Here is a 16,038-nt window from a genome sequence, read left to right on the forward strand (position 1 = left end):
CTTTTTCGTTCCAAATAGACATGATGCGCGCTGGCTGTCAGCGCAGATCAACGGACGGCGGGTTTGCTGGGCCCGCTACGTCACATAAGCCGCAAGGTCAGAAGCGGTATCCGACAACCAGTGCGCTGGTGTTGTATTCGATTGTCTCGCCCACGATCTCGACCGTGTCAAAGGCGGTCTGATACTTGAATTCGACAAAGCCTTGCCCCGTCCCGAGGCCAAAGCGCGTGCCAAGGCTGATTTGGCCACCTGCCGTGATCTCGTCCCCAGTGAATGCAGGCGCAAAGTCCGCGCCGTCGTATTCAACGCGTATCGCGCCAAGACCCGCCCCGACATACGCATCGCCTGTTGCAAAACGCGCAACAGGGTAGCGGCCCATAGCCATCAGAGACACGCTTTTCAGTCCGCTTTCGAAATCGGTATAGCGGCGATCGGTGACCATGAGGTCGAGCCCGAGCTCCACACCGCCGAACTGATCTGTATATGCGCCAAGGCCAAATGCAGAGCCATTGTCGAGCGGGTAATCCACGTCAGTATATTCGAGGCCGTCCGCGGTCAGGTCAATCGCAGCTCCTAGGTAGAACTCGTACGAAAAGCTCTGCGACCACGCAGCTTGCGTTGACAACGTCAAAAGACAGGCCGCCGAAAAAGCGAGATGTTTCATGTTTATTCTCTTCAAAAAAACTAACACGAACTATCTATAACACAAATGTGAACAGGCATGAACAGTGTTTTTTCCCGTCTCAGCGGCTATGCCTGACGCCGATCCGGTCGAGAAACTGCTCGAGTTCGACGAATGGTCCCGCGACAGACCGCGCTTTCAGCGCGTCGAACTGGGCGCGCAGGGCGTCCTTCTCGGCGCCCTTGCAATCGTTCCACGGCCTGCCTTGCAGCGCCATGTGCAGCACGTAATAGCCGATGAAATGCGGGCGTTCGCCATTGGCGAGCAAGCGCGCATAAGCCGCATCTGCGCCAAGCGCATAGAGCGCTTCGGCGTCCATGATCCCTGCCGCACGCAGCGAGGCCGCGACAGCGGGACCGATATTGCGGATGGTTTCAAGGGCGGCCATGATCAGACATTACCGCGCCTTGCGGTAAAATCCAGCCGGATCTCAGATGCTGGCGAAATCCGTAAAGACGGGTTTCTGAGGCGCCGCTGGCATTTGCGCGGTCATCTGTGACGGGGTCTGCGACGTCTGGCCCATCTGTGCGGGCTGCGGCGTCTGGGCGGGTTGGGAACTGGCCATCTTCATGGTCCTTATCTGCTGCTCAGACCTTCATTTACAGGCGGAATGGTGGTTTGCACCAGCCCGCCTGACCTTGCGTCACGAAGACGTGACAATTTTGTGACGTCAGGGCTTGCCGCGTTTGGGCGCGCCTGCACCGCCTTTACCTGCAGGTTTGCGCGGCTTGGCGGCACCACCCGGGGGTGTGAACCGCTTGGATGTGTCGGTCGCGGATGGGCGCGGCTTGTCACCGGGCTTGGCAAAGGACGGCTTGCCGGGGCGGGCGAAGCCTCCGGGTTTCTTGTCGTCCGACTTGCCTTTCCACGCGGGCTTGCCGTCAGGCTTGGCGTCGGATTTGCCTTTCCAGGCCGGTTTGTCGTCCGATTTCCCCTTGTAGGCGGGTTTGCCGTCCGTCTTTCCCTTATATGCGGGCTTGTCGTCCGACTTGGCCTTGTAGGGAGGCTTGCTGTCGGACTTGCCTTTCCACGCGGGTTTGTCGTCGGATTTGCCTTTGTAGGGCGGTTTGTCGGACTTGCCTTTGTAGGCAGGCTTGTCGGATTTGGGTTTGTAGGCAGGCTTGGTCCCGTAAGGCACCAGCGCATCACCGTGATCGCGGCGCTCTGGTTTCTGGCCGGGCTTGTGGCGCGGTTTGCGGGCCTGATCGTCGTCGGCTGCACCGGGGATCGGTTGGATGGGCGCGATATCGGCTTGTGCAGATGGCGGCGGCGCATCCTGATCACGCGGCGCGTGCCGTTTCGGTTTGGGCGTGTCGTAATCGCGCTTGGTCGCGCGGGGACCGCGTTCGCCGATCTGCGGCGCACCGTCCAAAGCCGACAGTTTCGCCTGATTTTCCAGCACCATATCGGGGCCGATGGCGGCAAGGAAACCGGCCACGGCAGGTTCGGAGATTTCGACGAAAGTTTCATTCGGCTGGATGCGGATTGCGCCGATTTCGGTCTTGGTGATGCCACCGGCCTTGCAGATCATCGGCAAAAGCCAGCGGGCCTCGGCCTTGCCTTCGCGGCCCACATCGACGCGGAACCAGCGGGACGGGCCAAAGGATTTGTGATCGCGCACGGGACGGTCCGCATCGCCTTTGCGGTCGGGGGCGGCGGGGCCGTCCTTGTAGTCGCTCAGTTCTTCGGGCGCGGATTGCTTGCCTGCGTAAAGCCGCAGATAGGCCGCGGCGATCTTTTCGGGCGCGTGCTGGGCAAGAAGGCGTGCCGCAAATTCCTGTTCACTCTCGGTAAAGCTTTCCGACCAGACCGGATCGGTCAGCAGGCGTTCTTCATCCTTGGCGGTGACTTCATCGGCGGTGGGCGGCAGCGCCCATGTCGCCTGCAGCTTGCCCCATGTCAGCAGGTTCTGCGCGCGGCGTTTCATTTTCGCAGGCACGATCATCGCGGAAATGCCCTTGCGGCCAGCGCGCCCTGTGCGGCCGGAACGATGCAGGAGGGTTTCGGCATTGGTCGGCAATTCGGCGTGGATCACCAGCTCAAGGTTCGGCAGGTCGATGCCGCGTGCGGCCACATCGGTCGCCACACAGACGCGTGCCCGCCCGTCGCGCATCGCTTGCAGGGCGTGGGTGCGTTCGGTCTGGCTCAACTCGCCCGACAAGGCGACGGTCGCGAAACCGCGGTTGGCCAGACGCGTGGTCAGGCGGGTCACCATCGCGCGGGTGTTGGCGAAAACGATCGCGTTGGGGGCGTCGTAGAACCGCAGCACGTTGATGATGGCCGCGTCGATATCGTGGTTCGCGACGGTCAGCGCACGGTATTCGATGTCGCTGTGCTGGCTTTCCTTGGAGGTGGAGGCCACGCGCACGGCGTCTTTTTGATAGGATTGCGCGAGTTTCGCGATGGCCGCAGGGACCGTGGCCGAGAACATCAGCGTGCGGCGGCTGGGTGGCGCCTGATCGAGGATGAATTCGAGGTCTTCGCGGAACCCCAGATCGAGCATCTCGTCGGCTTCATCAAGAATTACGGCCTTGATGTCGGACAGATCAATCGTGTTGCGCATGATGTGGTCGCGCAAACGGCCCGGCGTGGCGACGACGATCTGCGCGCCGCGTTCAAGGCTGCGCTTTTCGTCGCGGAAGTCCATGCCGCCGACGCAGGAGGCGAGTGTCGCGCCGGTCCCTGCATAAAGCCACTGCAATTCGCGTTTGACCTGCAACGCGAGTTCGCGCGTCGGTGCGATGACAAGCGCGAGGGGCCGGCCTGCAGAGCCGAACATCCCGTCTTCGGGCAGGATCGTCGGGCCGATGGCCAGGCCGAAGCCCACCGTCTTGCCCGATCCGGTCTGCGCCGAAACCAGCAGATCCTGCTCGGCCAAGGCTGCATCCGTCACGGCCACCTGCACGGGTGTGAGGTCGGTATAGCCTTGGGCGGACAGTGCGGCAGCAAGGGTCGGGATCATCGTCGTCATCAATCGGGTGCTTTCTCGGGCTTCTCTAAACCACGCGCCCTACGCCTGCTGGCCCTGTTTGTATAGAGGCAATGGCGATTTGTTGCGCGCAGCAGACCGGGGCCAGCCCGGGACCCCGGGATATTTCTACTCGAACGATGAAGGGCGGGCTGCGAACCACGCATCGATCCGGTGTCTGAGCGCCGACCAGAGAGCGGGCGCGCCACGCGCGACTTTTGCGCCGACGCGGGTTTCAAGCTGCGCGGCGGTGACGTTATAGGCAGGCCACGTGCCGCCGCCGGTTTCGAGATTGGCGATGACGGGCTGCACGCGGTCGATGGATTTGGCAAAGATCGCGTCGGGGGTCTCTGCCGCCTCAAATTCGTCCCAGAGCGCGCGGAAGGCCTGCGCCTGATCGGGCGGTAGCAGGCCAAAAAGGCGGGTGGCTGCGGCCTGTTCGATTTCGACTTGGGCCTTTGTGTTCTGCGCACCGTGGATGGGGGCATCGCCTGCGTCGATTTCTACCAGATCATGGATCAGCAGCATCCGTATCACGCGATCGATGTTGACGTCGTCTTGCGCCTGTTCACCCAGCACCAGCGCGTAAAGCGCGATATGCCAGCTGTGTTCGCCGCTGTTCTCGCGGCGCGACCCGTCGCAGAGCGTGGTCGCGCGCAGGATGGATTTCAGCTTGCACGCCTCTGTCAGAAAGGCGAGCTGCGCTGCGATCCGGTCAGTCATTCAGCGGGTGACGCGGCGGGGCGCATTGCCCGAGGCCGGATCAGCCGCAGGGGCCGGATCGGCCACGGGGGGCTGCATGACAGGATCGGCGGCGCTGATGTCCTCGACAGGTGCGGCGGAGGCGGTGGACGAGCTACCGCGCGCGGCACGTGCCGCCAGCAGGGCGCGCGCGCGCGCTTCGGCGCGCCGGACGCGCACGGCGGTTAGATATGTTTCCTGCAGGATCTGTGAGGAAGCCCCCAGAAGCTCGCCGATCTGGTCCACGATCGCGATATCACCTGTGGCGGCCTGATCGGCCAGCGCCAGATCGGCCAGTTCGTTGGCCACCTTGTCGACATAGGCGTCGGCCATATCCTACCTCGTGTTTTCAGTGAGCCGCCGGCGGACATAGGTTTTCACCGTGTCGATCATCGGGTCCATATGCGGATCTTCGAAGAAATGGCCCGCACCTGCGACTTCGTCATGGGTGATGGTGATGCCTTTTTGTTCGTGCAGCTTGTTGACAAGGTTGACCGTGTCCTGCGGTGGTGCCACGCGGTCGCTGCTGCCGTTGATCACAAGACCCGAGGCCGGGCAGGGCGCCAGAAAGCTGAAGTCGTACATATTGGCAGGCGGGCTGACCGAGATGAAACCCGTGATCTCGGGGCGCCGCATCAGCAGTTGCATGCCGATCCACGCGCCGAAGGAAAAGCCCGCGACCCAGCAATGTTTGGCGTTGTTATTCATCGACTGCAGGTAATCCAGCGCCGAGGCTGCATCGGACAATTCGCCCACGCCCTGGTCGTATTCGCCCTGGCTGCGCCCAACGCCGCGGAAATTGAACCGCAGCACGGTAAAGCCCAGATTGTAGAAGGCGTAATGCAGGTTATAGACCACGCGGTTATTCATCGTGCCGCCGAATTGCGGATGCGGATGCAGGACGATGGCGATGGGGGCGTCACGGTCCTTTTGCGGATGATAGCGCCCTTCGAGGCGCCCTTCGGGTCCGGGGAAAATGACTTCGGGCATGATGGTGTTCCGTCGCTGGTTGGGTGGCGACAGCAATCTTGACGAAAACTATCGGGCACCTTAGAAGGATTCTAAACTATGGGAATTCCCCAAGTCTGGCTCACGGTGAAGTAATGACGCAGCCGTGCGCCGTCAATGTATTTGCTGGATTGGACGGGGCGCGCCGCATGAAGTTAAGCACGAAGGGCCGTTACGCGATGGTGGCGCTGGCCGATCTTGCCCTGCAGCCGCCCGATGCGCTGGTCAATCTGACCGAGATTTCCAAGCGGCAGGATATCTCTTTGCCCTATCTGGAGCAGTTGTTTGTCAAGCTGCGCCGGTCCGGTCTGGTCGATTCCGTGCGGGGGCCGGGGGGTGGTTACCGGTTGTCGCGGCCTGCGTCCGAAATACGTGTTGTCGAGATTTTGGGGGCGGTGGATGAAACCGTCTCGGCCATGCACAAAGGTGCTGGAGCCTCTGGCGGGGCGTCGGGTAGCCGCGCGCAATCGCTGACCAACCGGCTTTGGGAGGGGTTGAGCGCGCATGTCTATGTGTTTTTGCATCAGGCGCGCCTGTCGGATGTGGTAAGCAATTCGCTCGCCCCATGCCCTGCCGTGCCTGCCTTGTTCGAGATCGTCGATGAGGATTGAGCGGCGCAGGGGGGCCAGCCCCCGCCCCGGATATGATCCGGGGCCCCCCCGGGATATTTGGGCTCGGAAGATGGGATGAGAGTCTATCTGGATCATAACGCCACAACGCCCCTGCGGGCCGAGGCGCGCGCCGCGATGATGGCCGCGATGGATGCCACCGGCAATCCGTCGAGCGTGCATGCCGAAGGCCGCGCCGCCAAGGCCGTGGTGGAGCGTGCGCGCGCCCAGATCGCCGAGGCCGTAGGGGCAGGCGAGGCCGATGTCGTCTTTACGTCCGGCGCGACAGAGGCCGCGGCCCTGGCGCTGGCGGGGCGCGGGTTGCAGGCGGGCATGATCGAACATGACGCGGTGCATGCCTGGGTCGATCCGGTGCTGCCCGTGGTGGCGGGCCGTGTGCAGGTGGATGATCCGGCGCGCAGCACGGTGCAGCTGGCCAATTCGGAGACGGGGATCGTGCAGGACCTGCCTGGGGGCCTCGCTGTCTCGGACATTACCCAAGGGTTCGGGCGGGTCCCGTTTTCCTATTCTTGGTCGGGTGTGGAGATGGTGTTCCTGTCGGCGCATAAATTGGGTGGACCCAAGGGGGTTGGTGCCTTGATTATACCGCGTGGCCATAACCTGACAGCCCAGATCAAAGGCGGCGGGCAAGAGATGGGCCGCCGGTCGGGAACCGAGAACGTGATCGGCATTGCGGGCATGGGTGCGGCTGCGGCTGCAGCACAGGCCGATCTGGCGGCGGGGCGCTGGGAACAAATCGCTCAGTTTAGAAATATTCTAGAAGAGGCCATTGAGGCTGCGGATAAGAGCACTATTTTTGTCGGGAAAGACTTGCCACGTCTTCCCAACACCAGCTGTTTCGTGACACGGGGGTGGAAAGGCGAAACGCAGGTCATGGCGATGGATTTGGCGGGTTTCGCCGTTTCGGCGGGATCGGCCTGTTCGTCGGGCAAGGTAAAACAAAGCCGCGTCTTGCGCGCGCTGGGTCTGGATGACGACGCCGCCGCCTCTGCGTTGCGGGTGTCATTGGGGCTGGAAACAACAGAAGATCAGGTTCTGCGCTTCGTGCAGGCCTGGACAGAAAAACGGGCGCGGTTGCGCGCGGCATGAGGGGAAGAACATGACAGCTCTGGACAAGATCGAAGTGAAAGAAGGCGTCGATCAGGAAACGGTCGATGCGGTCACAGCCCTGTCGGGGAACTACAAATACGGCTGGGAAACCGAGATCGAGATGGATTACGCCCCCAAAGGCGTGAACCCCGATATCGTGCGTCTGATCTCGTCCAAGAACGAAGAGCCCGAATGGATGACCGAATGGCGCCTGCAGGCTTTCACCCGCTGGGAAAAGATGACCGAGCCGAAATGGGCGATGGTGAATTATCCTGAAATCGATTTTCAGGATATCTATTACTATGCCCGCCCCAAAAGCATGGCGGTCAAGCCCAAGTCGCTGGACGATGTCGATCCCAAGCTGCTTGCGACCTACGCCAAGCTCGGGATTCCGCTGAAGGAACAGGCGATTTTGGCCGGTGTCGAGGGGGCCGAAAACATGCCCGCCGAAGGCCGCAAGGTCGCGGTGGATGCTGTGTTCGATTCTGTCTCTGTCGGCACCACCTTTCAGGCGGAATTGAAAAAGGCCGGCGTGATCTTTTGCTCGATTTCCGAGGCGATCCGCGACCATCCGGAACTGGTGAAGAAATACCTCGGCTCGGTCGTGCCGCAGTCGGACAATTACTATGCGACGCTGAATTCGGCCGTGTTTTCGGACGGGTCGTTCGTCTATATCCCGCCGGGCGTGCGCTGCCCGATGGAATTGTCGACCTATTTCCGGATCAATGCCGAAAACACCGGCCAGTTCGAGCGCACGCTGATCATCGCCGACAAGGGGTCCTATGTCTCCTATCTTGAAGGCTGTACCGCGCCCAAGCGTGACGTCGCGCAGCTTCATGCTGCCGTGGTCGAGATCATCGTCGAGGAAGATGCAGAGGTGAAGTATTCGACCGTGCAGAACTGGTATCCCGGTGACGAGAACGGCAAGGGCGGGATCTACAACTTTGTCACCAAACGCGCCGATTGCCGTGGCGACCGCGCCAAGGTGATGTGGACCCAAGTCGAAACCGGCTCTGCCGTGACGTGGAAATACCCCAGCTGCATCCTGCGCGGTGACGACAGCCAAGGCGAATTCTATTCCATCGCCATCGCCAACAACATGCAGCAGGCCGATACCGGCACCAAAATGGTCCATCTGGGCAAGAATACTAAAAGCCGGATCGTGTCCAAGGGGATCAGCGCGGGACGTGCGCAGAACACCTATCGTGGCCTTGTGTCGATGCACCCCAAGGCCAAGAACAGCCGCAATTATACGCAATGCGACAGCCTGTTGATCGGTGACAAATGCGGCGCGCATACGGTGCCTTACATCGAGGTGAAGAACAATTCATCGCGGGTCGAGCACGAGGCGACGACATCCAAGGTGGACGACGATCAGCTGTTCTATTGCCGCAGCCGTGGCATGGACGAGGAAGAGGCCGTCGCACTGGTCGTGAACGGGTTCTGCAAGGAAGTGTTGCAGGCGCTGCCGATGGAATTTGCGATGGAAGCGCAGGCGCTGGTCGCAATCTCGCTCGAAGGGTCGGTCGGGTGACAGCTATCGCTGCACATCCTGCCCTTACGGCAAGTGGCGGTGCGCCGCGCAATTGTCGCGCAAGCGTCATTGCGTCGCCCGCATTTTGCCGCAGTTGGCGTGCATTCAGGCCCCATTCGGCGGATGGGGTGCTTTGCGATGGGAACGGCGAAATACGACCAACGGGATTTCAACGCGCGGATCAAGCGGATCCGCAACCCGCGCAACGATTCCTATTACGACCCCGAATTGCGGATGCATATCCCCAAGCACATCTCTCGGGAGAAGATCCGCAAGGCGTCCAAAGCGGAAGAGCCGTCCTATCTGTCCGCCGTGCTGGTCTCGATGATCATCGGCGCCATGGCGCTGGCGATCGGCCAATGGGTGCGGGTGCAGTATTTCGGGCTGCTGGAAGCCAATGTAACGACCCTGACGCTGGATCTGACGGCCGCTTTGTGGGCGTTGCTGGTGCTGTCGGTGCTTTTGGGGCATCGCGGCTTCATGGCGCGGATGGCGCAGGCGGCGGGCATCTATCTCATGCTGATCGCGGGGCACAATCTGGTCTGGCGCTGGCCCGAACAGATGGCGTGGCTTTATTCGCCCGCCTATGTCGATCAGGTCATGGCGACCACGGTGTCGCAATCGGTCGTCATCAACGGGGCGCTTTTCGCGCTCTGACCCCTGTTTTTACGCAAGGATCACGCACCCTGTCCAAGGGTGCTTTTTGCGTTTCTTCCCCCCTATCGGACGGGCCAAGCGCCCGTTCTGCCGCATTTCAAGGAGAATAAGATGTTGGAAATCAAAGGCCTGCAAGTGAAACTTGAAGAAGAGGACAAGCAGATCCTCAAGGGCGTTGACCTGTCGATTGCTCCGGGGACCGTGCATGCGATCATGGGGCCGAACGGGTCGGGCAAATCGACCCTGTCCTATGTGCTGTCCGGCAAGGACGGCTATACCGTCACGGGCGGGTCGGCGATGCTTGAAGGTGTGGACCTGCTGGACATGGAACCCGAAGAACGCGCCGCCGCTGGCCTGTTTCTGGCGTTCCAGTATCCTGTCGAAATCCCCGGTGTCGGCAATATGACCTTTCTGCGCACCGCCGTGAACGCCCAGCGCAAAGCGCGTGGCGAAGAGGAACTGAGCGCTGGTGATTTCCTCAAGGAAGTCCGCGCCAAAGCGAAAGATTTGAAAATCGACGCCGAAATGCTCAAGCGCCCGGTCAATGTCGGTTTTTCGGGCGGCGAGAAAAAGCGCAACGAAATCCTGCAGATGGCGATGCTGGAACCCAAGATGTGCATTTTGGACGAGACCGATTCCGGTCTGGACGTCGATGCGATGAAACTGGTGGCTGACGGCGTGAACGCGCTGCGCTCTGAGGGGCGGTCGTTCCTTGTCATCACGCATTACCAGCGCCTGCTTGACCATATCAAGCCCGATATCGTGCACATCATGGCCGATGGCCGGATCATCCAGTCGGGCGGGCCTGAACTGGCACTTGAGGTGGAAAACAACGGGTATGCCGATATTTTGGCAGGGGTGGCCTGATGGCATTGGCGAAGCTGAAAGAGGACGCGACACTGGCGCGGCTGGCGGGGATTACCTTGCCGGACGGTGCCACATGGGCGACAGCAGCCCGCAGCGACGCGCTGGCGCGGCTGTCGGCGATGGGCCTGCCCACGCGGCGTGACGAATACTGGCGCTATACTGATCCCGCGTCGCTGATCGCGGCCGATGCGCCGCCTGCGGCCTTGTTCGACAACGGCGAAGGTCCGCTTTTCGCGGGCGTTGACCGGATCGCGCTGGTGTTCGTGGATGGCGTGTTTGACGCGGCAGCCTCCAGCGATCTGGCGGGAGAGGGGGTGGAGATCCACCGTCTGTCCGATGTCACGCAGCGCGATATCCACTGGGCCAAGGACCTTTACGGCACGCTGGAATCCCGCGGGCAGAACCCCGTGGAACGCCCCTTGGCGGCGCTGAACACGGCAATTGCCAGCGACGGGATCGTGATCCGCGCGACAGCACCGGTCAGCAAGCCCGTGCATCTGGTCTATCTGCACCAGTCCGAAACCTCGGACGCCACGCTGCACAACCTTGTCCGCGTCGAGGCAGGCGCAAGCCTGACGCTGCTGGAAACCGGTCCCGGTGCGGCGCGCCTGTCCACCTGTCTTGAGGTCGATATCGCCGATGGTGGCCAGTTCCACCATATCCGCGCCCAAGGCAACGACCACGAACGCCGTGCGGTGACGCATTGTTTTGCGCAACTGGCGGCGGAAGCCGTGTTCAAATCCTTCACGCTGACATTCAACGGTGTGCTGACGCGCAATGAATGTGTGATCGACATCCGTGGCGATGATGCGGTGGCGCATGTCGCGGGGGCCTGTGTGGGCGATGGCGATGATTTCCACCATGACGACACTGTGTTCGTGACCCATGACGCGCTGCGCAGTGAAAGCCGTCAGGTGTTCAAGAAAGTGCTGCGCAACGGGGCCGTCGGCGTGTTCCAGGGCAAGATCCTTGTCAAGCAAGGCGCGCAAAAGACCGATGGCTACCAGATCAGCCAGTCCTTGCTGCTGGACGACGACAGCCAGTTTCTGGCCAAGCCGGAACTCGAAATCTACGCAGACGACGTGGCCTGTTCGCACGGATCCACCACCGGGGCGATTGATGAGACTGCGCTGTTCTACCTGCGCTCTCGCGGGGTGCCGATGGAGGTCGCGCGCAATCTGCTGACCCTGTCCTTTTTGGCCGAAGCCCTGGCCGAAATCGAGGATCAGGCGCTGGCGGAAGAACTGCAAACCCGGCTGGAAGGCTGGCTGGCACGGCGGGCCTGATGCCAGTCACCAGCGATATCGTGCGGACATGGCGCGCGCCGCGTGCGGTGATGCGCAGCATTCTGGATCAGGGCAGGCGCGAGGATCGGGCGATCGCCTATCTGATGATCGCCTGTTTCCTGATCTTCGTGGCACAATGGCCGCGCCTGTCGCGCACGGCGGCGGGGTTCGACCTGCCACCGGGGGCAGAGGTGCCGGAACTTGACCGCCTGATGGCCTATGAATTTCTGGCCTGGCTGATGGTCTGGCCGCTCTTCTTGTATTTTCTGGGTGGTGCCACACATCTTGTGGCACGGGTTCTGGGCGGCAAAGGCACGATGTATGGGGCCCGCGTCGCCTTATTCTGGACGATGCTGGCAACCTCGCCCGCGATCCTGCTGCACGGCATGACGCGCGGGTTTATCGGGCCGGGGATCGAGACAAATATCGTCGGCGCATTCTGGGTGGTCGCTTTTGTGGTTATCTGGGTGCAATCAATGCGTGAAGCAGAAAGCAGACCATGAATATCACGATGCAATCTGCCACGCGCGCCCTATGGGGCGCGATCACCGACCCTGCGGCGGCCGCGCGCCAGGCGCTGGACTGGCGGATCGGGCTTGGCAATCTTTGGACAGCGCTTGCGCTGGTGGCGATCCTCAACGTGCTGATGCTGGCGCTGTTGCAGGCGGCGTCGCCGATGCCTGTGATGATGCAGGAAGGCATGGTTCTGACGCCGTTCAGCTATGCGATGATCATCACCGTTTTTCTGTTTTTGCTGGTCTATACGATCTATCACGTCGGCCGCATGATGGGCGGGCAGGGTACGGTCGAGGATAGCCTGACCGTCATCGTCCTGTTTCAGGCCATCAGCGTCGCGCTGGAGGCCGTGCAGGTTGTGCTTGTTGTGATCAGCCCGCAGATCGCGTCGATCTTTGGTCTGGTATCGCTGGCGATCCTGATCCGCTGCATGCTGAACTTCGTCAATGTGATGCATCGCTTTGAAAGTCTGGGCAAAGCCTTTGGCACCGTCCTGTTCGCCGTGATCGGGACCGCACTGATCGCGGGCATCGTTCTGACTGTGCTGGGCGTCGCCCCTACCGGAGGTCAAGTATGACCCTAGATATCGCGAAAGTCCGCGCCGATTTCCCGATCCTGTCGCGACAGGTCAACGGCAAGCCGCTGGTCTATCTGGACAACGGCGCATCCGCGCAGAAGCCACAGGTCGTGATCGACGCGGTCACGCAGGCCTACGCCCATGAATATGCGAACGTGCATCGGGGCCTGCATTACCTGTCCAACCTCGCGACCGAGAAATACGAGGCCGTGCGCGGCACCATCGCACGGTTCCTCAATGCCGCCTCCGAGGACGAGATCATCATGAACTCGGGCACCACCGAAGGCATCAATATGGTCGCCTATGGCTGGGCCATGCCACGGATGGAGGCAGGCGATGAAATCGTGCTGTCGATCATGGAACACCACGCCAATATTGTGCCGTGGCATTTCCTGCGCGAACGCCAGGGCGTCGTGATCCGCTGGGTCGATGTCGATAGCCGCGGCGATCTGGACCCGCAAAAGGTGATCGACGCGATCGGCCCCAAGACCAAGCTGGTCGCGATCACCCATATGTCCAACGTGCTGGGCACCGTCGTGGATATCGCCAAGATCACCGCAGGCGCCCATGCCAAAGGCGTGCCGGTGCTGGTCGACGGATCACAGGCCGCCGTGCATATGCCTGTCGATGTGCAGGCCCTGGGCTGCGATTTCTATGCGATCACGGGGCATAAACTTTACGGTCCCTCGGGGTCGGGCGCGATTTACGTCCGCAAGGAACGGATGGCCGAAATGCGCCCCTTCATGGGTGGCGGCGACATGATCCGCGAAGTCTCGCGCGATACGGTCACATGGAACGATCCCCCGATGATGTTCGAGGCGGGCACACCCGGTATCGTGCAGATGATCGGGCTGGGCGTGGCGCTCGATTACATGACCGGGCTTGGCATGGCCAATATAGCCGAGCACGAACGGCTTTTGCGCAACTATGCCCGCGAACGGCTGGACGGGCTGAACTGGGTGCAGGTGCAAGGCACGTCCGACACCAAAGGTGCTATCTTTTCCTTCACGCTGGAAGGGGCGGCGCATGCGCATGACATTTCCACCGTGCTGGACAAGAAAGGCGTGGCCGTGCGTGCGGGGTCGCATTGCGCCATGCCGCTGATGGACCATATCGGCGTGCCCGCGACCTGCCGCGCGTCATTCGGTGTCTATAACACGGTCGAAGAAGTCGATGTGCTGATCGACGCGCTGGAACTGTGCCACGATCTGTTCAGCTGAAGTTTTTGCATTGCGACCCCGCAGCGGGGTCGCTATAGAAATCGCAACGCACCCGTAGCTCAGCTGGATAGAGCGCTGCCCTCCGAAGGCAGAGGCCACAAGTTCGAATCTTGTCGGGTGCACCATACACCTAAACGCGTGTTTTTCCGTGAGTTTGCTGCGTGAGACCTGTGTCTTTGTGGCGCAAGGTTGCACGGGCACTGTCAGTTAAGCTGTTTCGCCAAGATGGATTGGCGCGCAGTGCGCGGGTAGGGTCAGTCGCGGATGGTCGATTTCGGTCCAAAACAGGCGTTTGGCAACACTGCATGGTGGCAAGCGCGATGGCCTTTGTCTTATGGCGTTCCGGCCGCTGGAAATGGGTCTCGGTGAAGGACCGTTGGTCCCTCACCGAGTCTTGTCTGCCCAAACATCAAACCGATTACTCGTACAAAGGGCAGGCAAGTGCGGGCGCCCCGCATGCGGGGTGAATGCGTCAGTCCACGCGGCTCCAGATCTGGCTCTGGCAGAACCCAAGAACGCAGCCCGAGACGGCCAGATTATTCCCCGAGAGCTCCATCTTGGACCGAAAGGTCCGGTCATTCCGCGGGTCCCAGATTTGTCCGTTGCCCCAGCTGGTCGGACCGGTGGGTGCCATATCGCGGATCATCCATCTGCCCAGATGCGGATAGGGTTGCTCGCGCCCTTGAAGGTCGCGCGCGCGCAGGATCGTGCCACACAGCGCCGCCCCGCAAGGCGCGACCTGCACTTCCAGATAGCCTTCTTGCGCTGCCTCTGTGCGCCAGAGGCCCGTGGCGTCCTGTGCCGTGGCAGCTATTGGCGCGACAACAGCCATGCCAATGGCCAACAGGCTGCAGCGTATCGCAGATAAACTCGTGCGTTTGGCCCGGCGCATGGATGTGGTTTTCATATAAAGGGCCTCCCGCTAAGGGCTTGGGCAAAGGTAAACAGCGTTAGCGCCGCAAAGCCGGCCGTACCCACCCAGACGGCAAGGCGTGCGAGGCGCGGTGGTCTTAGCGCCATTGCGGCAAGCCCGATCACTGGGATCACATGCAGCGCATGAGTGGCCAGAAAATGCGACACCCGCAGATCCCCGACCTCGCGCGACCATCCCATAAAGGGCACCGTCGCGCCTGTGACGGGGGTGCCGACATGATGGCCGGGCAAGGCAGACAGCGTTCCGGCCGCGATCAGTGTCAGCACAAAGGTTGCAATCAGTCCCAAGGCCAGCGACAGCCGAAACGGGGCGGGCAGGGCAGACCCGCGGTCGCGCCAGAAGGCCATGCCGAGCACGAGGCTGACCGCGGTCAATAGCACCGCAAAAGCCCCCATCGCGGCGTAGATGGCATAAAGCAGCGGCACAGGATTGTAGTGCGAGGCCGTGGCGAACATCGCCGCCCCGCTGATCCAAAGCATTTCGGCAATGGTCGCAACGACAACCGCCGTCAGGAACACCCGCATCTTTGTGCTGCGCATGACGCCCTCGGGCAGCCATGTGGCATAGACCGTGAGGGTGGCAAAATAGAGCGCCAGAGCGATCTGGAACTTGATCGGCTTCAGCCAGACATTCGCGCCGTTGAACAGTCGGTCGTCCAGCAGGAAGGCCGGGACTGTCAGCAAAAGCGACAGCACCATCGCCAACGCGAGCTGGCCCAGGATGGGATCAGCGCGCAGCGGGACGACATAGTAGGTTATGATATCGGCCGTCTCGCATTGCTCTTTTGCCACGTCGGTCATGGCGTTGCCTGCCGATTTTGTGCGGTGCCGCGCCTACGGATCAGGCGAAGCCCCATATAGGCCAGCAGGCCCGCCGGGCCGAGCAGGAAGGCAAAGGGCAGGATCGGGAGCACCATCCAATGCGCAATGCCTTGGCGCTGCGAATCCCGCACGATCCATGCGCCGATGAACAGGTCGAAGGCGAGGAAATGGATCCACCCCGCCAGCGCCACATCGACATCGGTGAAAAGAGCCTGCACATCGGCAAGTGTCCGGAACCCGCCGGGTGCGTCGGCGAAATGCACCAGCATCAGCACCGCATAGGCCAGCGAGAGGCCACCAGGCAGCACCCAGCCTGCCAGTTTATCGACGGCACGTGGCGCGAGGGGTGCTGCGGCAAGGCCGATCCACCCCAAAAGGGCGACTGGATTGGCAACAGAAAACAGCAGTTCAGCAGTCATGTATTGCCTCTTTACGCGGCCCCATCTTTCCAGTGGTTAGATTGGTGCTACCTTGCGATCTTTCCGCTGTCAAGTTATGCTTTTGACCTA

19 protein-coding genes and 1 tRNA gene are annotated in these 16,038 nt (G+C 61.4%); 10 read left to right on the forward strand and 10 right to left on the reverse strand.

Annotated elements, in window-relative coordinates; genetic code table 11:
• Positions 1-97: 97 nt before the first annotated feature.
• The 7 genes from VCK47_RS01240 to VCK47_RS01270 form a co-directional block, all read right to left on the reverse strand.
• A complete protein-coding gene (locus VCK47_RS01240; RefSeq protein ID WP_322888914.1) occupies positions 98-664 on the reverse strand; it encodes an outer membrane beta-barrel protein in 567 nt (188 codons plus the stop codon).
• A gap of 79 nt (positions 665-743) precedes the next feature.
• Positions 744-1,070 carry a TfoX/Sxy family DNA transformation protein gene (locus VCK47_RS01245; RefSeq protein ID WP_322888915.1) on the reverse strand — a complete coding sequence of 109 codons (327 nt, stop codon included), beginning with the start codon at positions 1,068-1,070 and terminating at the stop codon, positions 744-746.
• Between the two features lie 42 nt (positions 1,071-1,112).
• The gene (locus VCK47_RS01250) at positions 1,113-1,247 is read right to left on the reverse strand and encodes a hypothetical protein (protein ID WP_322888916.1); all 135 of its coding nucleotides are present in this window, start codon (positions 1,245-1,247) and stop codon (positions 1,113-1,115) included.
• A gap of 105 nt (positions 1,248-1,352) precedes the next feature.
• Positions 1,353-3,653, reverse strand: coding sequence for a DEAD/DEAH box helicase (locus VCK47_RS01255; RefSeq protein WP_416236633.1), 2,301 nt, complete (start codon positions 3,651-3,653; stop codon positions 1,353-1,355).
• A gap of 126 nt (positions 3,654-3,779) precedes the next feature.
• The gene (locus VCK47_RS01260; protein ID WP_322888917.1) at positions 3,780-4,373 is read right to left on the reverse strand and encodes an HD domain-containing protein; all 594 of its coding nucleotides are present in this window, start codon (positions 4,371-4,373) and stop codon (positions 3,780-3,782) included.
• Positions 4,374-4,724 (reverse strand): hypothetical protein, encoded by a 351-nt coding sequence (locus tag VCK47_RS01265; RefSeq protein WP_322888918.1) that lies wholly within the window; start codon positions 4,722-4,724, stop codon positions 4,374-4,376.
• 3 nt (positions 4,725-4,727) lie between these two features.
• On the reverse strand, positions 4,728-5,381 hold the full coding sequence (locus VCK47_RS01270) for an alpha/beta hydrolase (protein ID WP_322888919.1): 654 nt from the start codon (positions 5,379-5,381) through the stop codon (positions 4,728-4,730).
• 167 nt (positions 5,382-5,548) lie between these two features.
• On the opposite strand from VCK47_RS01270, the gene VCK47_RS01275 reads away from it, so the two are divergent.
• The 10 genes from VCK47_RS01275 to VCK47_RS01320 all read left to right on the forward strand — a co-directional run bounded on the left by VCK47_RS01275 (position 5,549) and on the right by VCK47_RS01320 (position 13,899).
• On the forward strand, positions 5,549-6,010 hold the full coding sequence (locus VCK47_RS01275) for an Rrf2 family transcriptional regulator (protein ID WP_322888920.1): 462 nt from the start codon (positions 5,549-5,551) through the stop codon (positions 6,008-6,010).
• Positions 6,011-6,085: 75 nt separating this feature from the next.
• Positions 6,086-7,117, forward strand: coding sequence for a cysteine desulfurase family protein (locus tag VCK47_RS01280; protein WP_322888921.1), 1,032 nt, complete (start codon positions 6,086-6,088; stop codon positions 7,115-7,117).
• 10 nt (positions 7,118-7,127) lie between these two features.
• Positions 7,128-8,651 (forward strand): Fe-S cluster assembly protein SufB, encoded by a 1,524-nt coding sequence (gene sufB, locus VCK47_RS01285; RefSeq protein ID WP_322888922.1) that lies wholly within the window; start codon positions 7,128-7,130, stop codon positions 8,649-8,651.
• 138 nt (positions 8,652-8,789) lie between these two features.
• On the forward strand, positions 8,790-9,308 hold the full coding sequence (locus VCK47_RS01290; RefSeq protein WP_322888923.1) for a hypothetical protein: 519 nt from the start codon (positions 8,790-8,792) through the stop codon (positions 9,306-9,308).
• Between the two features lie 111 nt (positions 9,309-9,419).
• Positions 9,420-10,175, forward strand: a complete 756-nt coding sequence (gene sufC / locus VCK47_RS01295) for a Fe-S cluster assembly ATPase SufC (protein WP_322888924.1) — start codon at positions 9,420-9,422, stop codon at positions 10,173-10,175.
• Entirely contained in the window at positions 10,175-11,461 is a 1,287-nt protein-coding gene (locus tag VCK47_RS01300) for a SufB/SufD family protein (protein WP_322888925.1), read from the forward strand. Before sufC ends, VCK47_RS01300 begins: the two co-directional genes overlap by 1 nt.
• Entirely contained in the window at positions 11,461-11,964 is a 504-nt protein-coding gene (locus VCK47_RS01305) for a hypothetical protein (RefSeq protein WP_322888926.1), read from the forward strand. The genes VCK47_RS01300 and VCK47_RS01305 overlap by 1 nt, the downstream gene beginning before the upstream one ends.
• Positions 11,961-12,554: a Yip1 family protein gene (locus tag VCK47_RS01310; protein ID WP_322888927.1), complete on the forward strand. Its 594-nt coding sequence runs from the start codon at positions 11,961-11,963 to the stop codon at positions 12,552-12,554. Before VCK47_RS01305 ends, VCK47_RS01310 begins: the two co-directional genes overlap by 4 nt.
• Positions 12,551-13,774 carry a cysteine desulfurase gene (locus tag VCK47_RS01315; protein ID WP_322888928.1) on the forward strand — a complete coding sequence of 408 codons (1,224 nt, stop codon included), beginning with the start codon at positions 12,551-12,553 and terminating at the stop codon, positions 13,772-13,774. The genes VCK47_RS01310 and VCK47_RS01315 overlap by 4 nt, the downstream gene beginning before the upstream one ends.
• A gap of 48 nt (positions 13,775-13,822) precedes the next feature.
• Positions 13,823-13,899, forward strand: a tRNA-Arg gene (locus VCK47_RS01320).
• A gap of 347 nt (positions 13,900-14,246) precedes the next feature.
• Here the strand turns inward: VCK47_RS01320 and VCK47_RS01325 are convergent.
• From VCK47_RS01325 to VCK47_RS01335, 3 genes are all read right to left on the reverse strand, one after another.
• Positions 14,247-14,606, reverse strand: a complete 360-nt coding sequence (locus VCK47_RS01325) for a DUF2147 domain-containing protein (protein WP_322888929.1) — start codon at positions 14,604-14,606, stop codon at positions 14,247-14,249.
• Between the two features lie 71 nt (positions 14,607-14,677).
• Positions 14,678-15,508: a hypothetical protein gene (locus VCK47_RS01330; protein WP_322888930.1), complete on the reverse strand. Its 831-nt coding sequence runs from the start codon at positions 15,506-15,508 to the stop codon at positions 14,678-14,680.
• Positions 15,505-15,948 carry an ABA4-like family protein gene (locus VCK47_RS01335; protein ID WP_322888931.1) on the reverse strand — a complete coding sequence of 148 codons (444 nt, stop codon included), beginning with the start codon at positions 15,946-15,948 and terminating at the stop codon, positions 15,505-15,507. The genes VCK47_RS01330 and VCK47_RS01335 overlap by 4 nt, the downstream gene beginning before the upstream one ends.
• Between the last annotated feature and the right edge of the window lie 90 nt (positions 15,949-16,038).

This window comes from Yoonia sp. 72 (genome assembly GCF_034652275.1).
Classification (GTDB): Bacteria; Pseudomonadota; Alphaproteobacteria; order Rhodobacterales; family Rhodobacteraceae; genus Yoonia.